Below are 595 nucleotides of genomic sequence, written 5' to 3'. Positions count from 1 at the left end.
GGTGCAGGCCGCAACGCTCACCCAGCGCCAGCACGTCGTGCCAGACTCGGCGGGCACCGTAGGTGCGGTCACTGCCAACGAAGCTTTGCCGTACCTTCGCCGCCAGCGCTTCGTCTTCCAGGCTGCGACGGCTCCTGGGCCTCACCAGCCACGCATAGAAGCCACTTCGCGAGACACCGAGCGCCTCGCACATCAGCTTGACCGGCCAGGCCACCCGGTGCTTCGCCACGAACTCGAACTTCACAGTGAGTCCTTGGCGAAGTAGGCCGCGGCTTTTTTCAGAATGTCGCGCTCCTGCTTGAGCTTCGCCACTTCCTTCTTCAGTCGCTCGATTTCAGCCTGCTCAGGCTTCATCACCCCCTTGCCGGGGAATGCCTCCTGAGGGTCTTGTGCCGCCTCCCGCACCCACTTGCGTAGCACGTTCTCGTGCACGTCCAAGTCGCGCGCTGCTTGCGACACCGACACCCCTCGCTCTTTGACCAGCCTCACGGCCTCAAGCTTGAACTCCCGGCTAAATTGCCGCCTCGTTCCCATAAACCACCTCCAGTTTCATTTTCCACCTTAACAAGGTGTCCATGAAACCGGCAGCAGCCCA

At 61.8% G+C, this 595-nt stretch carries 1 pseudogene; it reads right to left on the bottom strand.

What is annotated here, in order from left to right:
• A pseudogene (locus tag JHD73_RS27975) lies at positions 1 to 534 on the bottom strand (transposase); the annotation flags it as partial.
• Positions 535 to 595: the final 61 nt, after the last annotated feature.

The organism is Ralstonia sp. ASV6 (assembly GCF_016429285.1).
Lineage (GTDB): Bacteria > Pseudomonadota > Gammaproteobacteria > Burkholderiales > Burkholderiaceae > Ralstonia > Ralstonia flaminis.
The sequence above is the reverse complement of the archived record's forward strand: the minus strand, read 5'-3'. Positions and strand labels throughout refer to the sequence as shown.